The sequence below is a fragment of the Moorena sp. SIO3I6 genome, from assembly GCF_010672095.1.
Genome location: NZ_JAAHHU010000222.1, coordinates 1 through 5,213 on the forward strand (window position 1 = coordinate 1; position 5,213 = coordinate 5,213).

Sequence of the window (5,213 nt, forward strand, 5' to 3'; positions counted from 1 at the left end):
TCAGATAAATGGTCAGTTAACTAGTCAGATCAATGGTCACACCCACAATCAAGCTAACGCCTCTGATGCCCTGAAACAGGCTATTGTTCCTGAATTGGTAGACAACCAGAAGCAGCAGCAGGTGTCAATTACTCCCCCTAAACGTTACAGAGGAGGGACGATAAAAGCGTCAACTGTTGCCATCGTGCCTAGCCCATCTCAAATTACCGTTAATCCCACCAATCCAACCGTAAAGCCTATCCCTACTGCTCCAGAGCAATTAAAGCCAGAGCAATTAAAGCCAGAGCAATTAAAGCCAGAGCAATTAGACCGAGACCAATTGGACAGAATTCGCGATCGCACACCACGACTCTGCGGCGGCAATCATCTCCCCCAACTTCCTAACTCTAGAGCTTCTCAGTCTAATCTAGACCTAGATCAAGAGCTTGAGTCGTTTATCAAGGCAGCTCAACAAAATCCAGATTCAGCTAAAGTCCAGGCAAATTTAGGTAGTGCTTATGCTCAGCGGCAGCAGTGGCAAGATGCGATCGCATGTTATCAAAAAGCGATCGCAATTAATCCTAGCTTTGCTGGAGCTTACCGTAACTTAGCAAAAGTTCTAACTCAAACCAATCAACCAGAGGCAGCAGCGGATTATTGGTATCAAGCTCTGACATTGGAACCGAATACGGTATCTGCTGAAGAACATTTGAATTTGGGTAATACCTTAACTAACCAAGGGAAATTAGCCCAAGGGATAGCCTGTTATCGTCAGGCAATTGAATTGAAACCTAATTTGTCTGAAGCTTACCATCGACTAGGGGATTTGCTAAAAAAGCAAGGACAAGAGCTTGAGCTGCTAAGCCTTTATCAGCAAGCAGTTCAAAACAATCCCCAAGATGCTAAAGCTTACTTCTATTTAGGAAACCTGTTCACAGAACAGGAAGCATGGGAGGAAGCTTACCCTTGTTATCTCAAAGCGACTCAACTGCAACCGAATCTTGCACAAGCCCATCATAATTTGGCAGATACCTTAGTTAAGCAGCAACGGTGGGAAGAAGCAGTAACAGCTTACCGTCGAGCCATTGAGATACAGCCAGAGTTTTCCTGGTCTTATAACAACATGGGCGATGCCTTGCTTAAGTTAGAACGGTGGCAAGACGCAGCCGATGTGTTCCGACAAGCCATTGAACTCAAACCAGATTTCCCGTGGTCTTATCAAAATTTAGGTGATGCTCTACAAGCCTTGGAGCAGTGGGATGAAGCAATTATTGCCTATCGCCATGGGATTGAGGTGAAATCTGATTGGCCTTGGTCTTATTACAACTTGGGACAAGCATTAGCAAAAACCGGACAGTGGCTTGATGCGATCGCAGCCTATCGTAAAGCTATCGAACTTGACCCGAATTTTGCTAAAGCCTACAGTCATCTCGGTGAAGCCTTAGCCAGAATTGGCGAGTGGGATGAAGCCATTATCTGTTACGAACAAGCCATTGATATTGACCCCAGTCTTCATGTTTCCGTCTACCAGAATTTAGGGGAAGCCTTAGAACGAAAAGGATATAGTAATTCAGACAGGGTTGCTGATTCTGGGTATGATTTTGCCCCCCTAGCCCCCCAGCGAGCAATCCCTCGCTGGGGGGAACAAAACTCTCAAAGTCCCCCAAAGTTGGGGGATTTAGGGGGCTTGACCAAAACCCAACCTACGCCCATTCATACTTCAATTCAGCAACGCCATCCAGAGCTTAGGACAAAAGACGATATCTCTAAGTGGCCTCACGTTTTCATTGAACCCTATCATCCCCCCCAAACTCTCCCCGATGGCAGCCCCTGGCCAAAGATATCGATTGTTACCCCTTCGCTGAATCAAGGTGAGTTTATCGAAGAAACCATATTATCAGTGATTCATCAGCACTATCCCAATGTCGAACATATCCTAATTGATGGGGGCTCTACTGATGAAACCATGACCATTGTTAATCAATATCGAGACTACCTTACCTATGTGGTTAGTGAACCCGATAGTGGCCAAAGTGAAGCCTTGAACAAAGGATTTGCGATCGCATCTGGGGAAATCTTGACTTGGCTTAATAGTGATGACCGATTAGCCCCAGGAGCCTTATCTAGGGTAGCGCTAGCGTTTTATACCAGTGGTGCTGATGTGGTAGCCGGTGTCTGTCAACTGTTTAAAGATGGCGTAGCCGTAGAGCAACACTTGACATCCTGTGCTAATGGACTGATGTCCCTTGAAGAAATTTTAGATGTAGAAAGGAATTGGCTAACAGGGAAATTCTTCTATCAGCCAGAAGTCATGTTTACCCGCACCATTTGGGAAAAGTGTGGTGCATCAGTAGATCAATCTCTCTTCTACAGTATGGATTACGAGTTGTGGGCGCGATTTGCTGCCAAGGGAGCCACCTTACAGGTAATAGGTTATCCCATAGCTCAATACCGTATCCATGAAAACCAAAAGACTAGCACTATAGATAAGTATGAGCCGGAATTACTATCAGTATCAGAGGCTCTACGAACTAAATTCAATTGTCCTAAGTCTAAGGATACACAAGAGCCTGGGCAACGCCACAGCCTGCGCATTGTGTGCTTCAACGATACCGGATTTCTCGGAGGGGCTGGGATTGCTCACCAACGCATTGCCAAATCCTTAGCCTTAGCAGGGCATCAAGTAATTCCCGTTGCTGGCACATTAGACTGGTCATTGACTCCCGTAGACTGCACAGGGTCAGAGGTTTATCAATTAATTGCTAGTCTCAATCCGGATTTAGTCGTAGTGGGGAATATCCACAATATGACCAATCCCTTGGACATTTTGGAAAGACTTACCAGTCATTTCCCCACTATCTTTGTGATGCACGACCAGTGGTTACTTACCGGACGCTGTGCTTATGTAGGGGATTGTGAAAATTATACCACCCTATGTGATCACGAATGTCCCACTAGCCATGAATACCCGAGCTTAGCATCAGAGAAAATAGCCGACGCTTTTCGTAAAAAACATCGGCTTTTAGGGAGCTATAAAACTTTGTTAGTGCTAGGGGATAGTCACTGGACCACTAATTGGGCTCGTTATGCCTTTGACTATCACCAGCCTCGACGGAATTTCCAAGAATGCGAAAGCAAATTTCAGAGCATTTACTATGGCATTGATTTAGATATATTTAGGCCCTTAGACCAGGCAGAATGTCGCCGCCAGTTGAATTTACCTCAGGATAAATTTATTATACTCACTGGTAGTCAATCTGTAAATGATCAGCGCAAAGGATTTAAGTATCTACTCAAAGCCCTAGACATTGCCAATCTCGATAATATCCTACTGGTTAGTTTTGGTCATGGCTCTGCGATCGCAGAAAACCTTGATATTTGGAGTACAGGATATATCGAGGACCCCTCCTTATTAGGATATTACTACAGCGCTGCCGATATATTTATTGGGCCATCCCTTCAAGAAGCATTTGGTCAAACCTTTATAGAAGCAGCAGCCTGTGGCACACCAGCCATTGGCTATGGAGTAGGTGGTGTCAAAGAAGCGATCTTGAATCGAGTGTCAGGACGAGTAGTGACCCAAAAAACCCCAGAAGCCTTAGCTAAGGTAATCAAAGAATTATACTATGACCGGCACAAATTAGACCTGTTGGGGAAAACCGCAGCTATTTATATAGCCAACCACTTCTCCTTACAGTCGAGCTATCACAGTTTTATGGTGGCCTTAGACCAAAGCGGTTGGGTCGATAAGCTCCAAATTCCCAGGGCGAGTAAATTTTTAGTAGACTCTCCCGTAGGCTCTGCCAAACTTACTCAACCCCTAGCGATTAAAAGTAGCATTCCCAAAAACAACAGTAGTATTATCTCTGGGGTTGGTATTCAAGGTTATACCCGTCAGGGTTTTGGAGCATTAGAGCAACCATTACCAGAAATTGGTCTTTTTCGTCCCAGCCAGTGGTTACTGTGGCCAGAGGGGGAGTTTGCCATCATTGCCAGTAATCCCAGGAAAGGTCAGCTAGTCATTGCCTGCCGTAACGTCTCCCAGGGTCAGTTTCTTGAAGTTTGGCAACAGGGTAAGTTACTATTGCGAGTAGCAGTGCATCACTGTGGGATCGATCAGGTTAATGTATTTACCCTACCGATTTCGTTACTTGAAGGCGTCAATTTATTTTCCCTGAAGACTGAGACCTATCATGTTGATCAGTCCAATCGACATTTAGCAGTACTGATTGAGGGAATTACCTTTACAGAGCAACTCGATTGGGAACCGTTACGGGAGGGTAGTCAGGAATCCTGATGGAAAAAATTATATATACACGAGACAATCAGAAAGTCTATCTTGACGTACCTCCCCCTGGTGCTATTCCTAGTTTTTTCGTATTCGCGCTGCACAAATCAGGGAGTGTGATGCAGGACAAAATTATTGAAGATATCGGTTTTACCTTAAACATACCACTGATTAGTGTTGCCAAAACTTCCTTTAATCAAGGGGTAGAAGAAAGTGCCTTTGGTAAGGAGATATGTGACCTTTTTGTCAAAACTGGATATGGCTTTTATGGCTCTCGATATCTCCCTGCCTATCTTAATGATTTCGATTTGAGTGGTTTCAAAAAGATCTTACTGATTCGCGATCCTAGGGATATTGTAGTATCCCATTATTTTTCCATGAAGAACAGTCATGTTATTCCCCCAGGTAAGGTAGGTGATGTCCTTTGGAAAAATCGCCAGCGACTACAAGATATTGATATAGATGAGTACGCGATTCAACAAGCACCTATATTTCGTAACATAATTCAAAGGTACAGCAAGATTGAAGATCAGTTATTCAAACTGTTTAGGTATGAAGATATCGTTTTCCATAAGCGTCAGTGGGTTGGGGATATTATCGATTTTTTGGAATTAGAGCTTGAGGATAACAAAATAGAAAAAATAGCTAAGAAGCACGATATTTTTCCAACTAAAGAAAATCCCGCATTACACATCCGTAAAGTCACCCCAGGGGATTATAAGGAAAAGTTGCAACCCGCCACTATTGATAAGCTTAATGAATCTTTTAAACCTATCTTGATTAAGTATGGGTATGAGAATTAAGAATTAAGAATTAAGAATGTAGAATGTAGAATGTAGAATGTAGAATGTAGAATGTAGAATGTAGAATGTAGAATGTAGAATGTAGAATGTAGAATGTAGAATGTAGAATGTAGAATGTAGAATGTAGAATGTAGAATGTAGAA

Annotated in this window: 2 protein-coding genes; both read left to right on the forward strand. The window is 43.5% G+C overall.

Features of this window, described 5'->3' with window-relative positions:
* The coding region (locus F6K49_RS31925) for a tetratricopeptide repeat protein (RefSeq protein WP_293103099.1) at positions 1-4,276 on the forward strand (4,276 nt) is incomplete at its 5' end.
* On the forward strand, positions 4,276-5,070 hold the full coding sequence (locus F6K49_RS31930; protein ID WP_293103102.1) for a sulfotransferase domain-containing protein: 795 nt from the start codon (positions 4,276-4,278) through the stop codon (positions 5,068-5,070). The genes F6K49_RS31925 and F6K49_RS31930, both read left to right, overlap by 1 nt.
* The last annotated feature ends 143 nt before the right edge of the window (positions 5,071-5,213 follow it).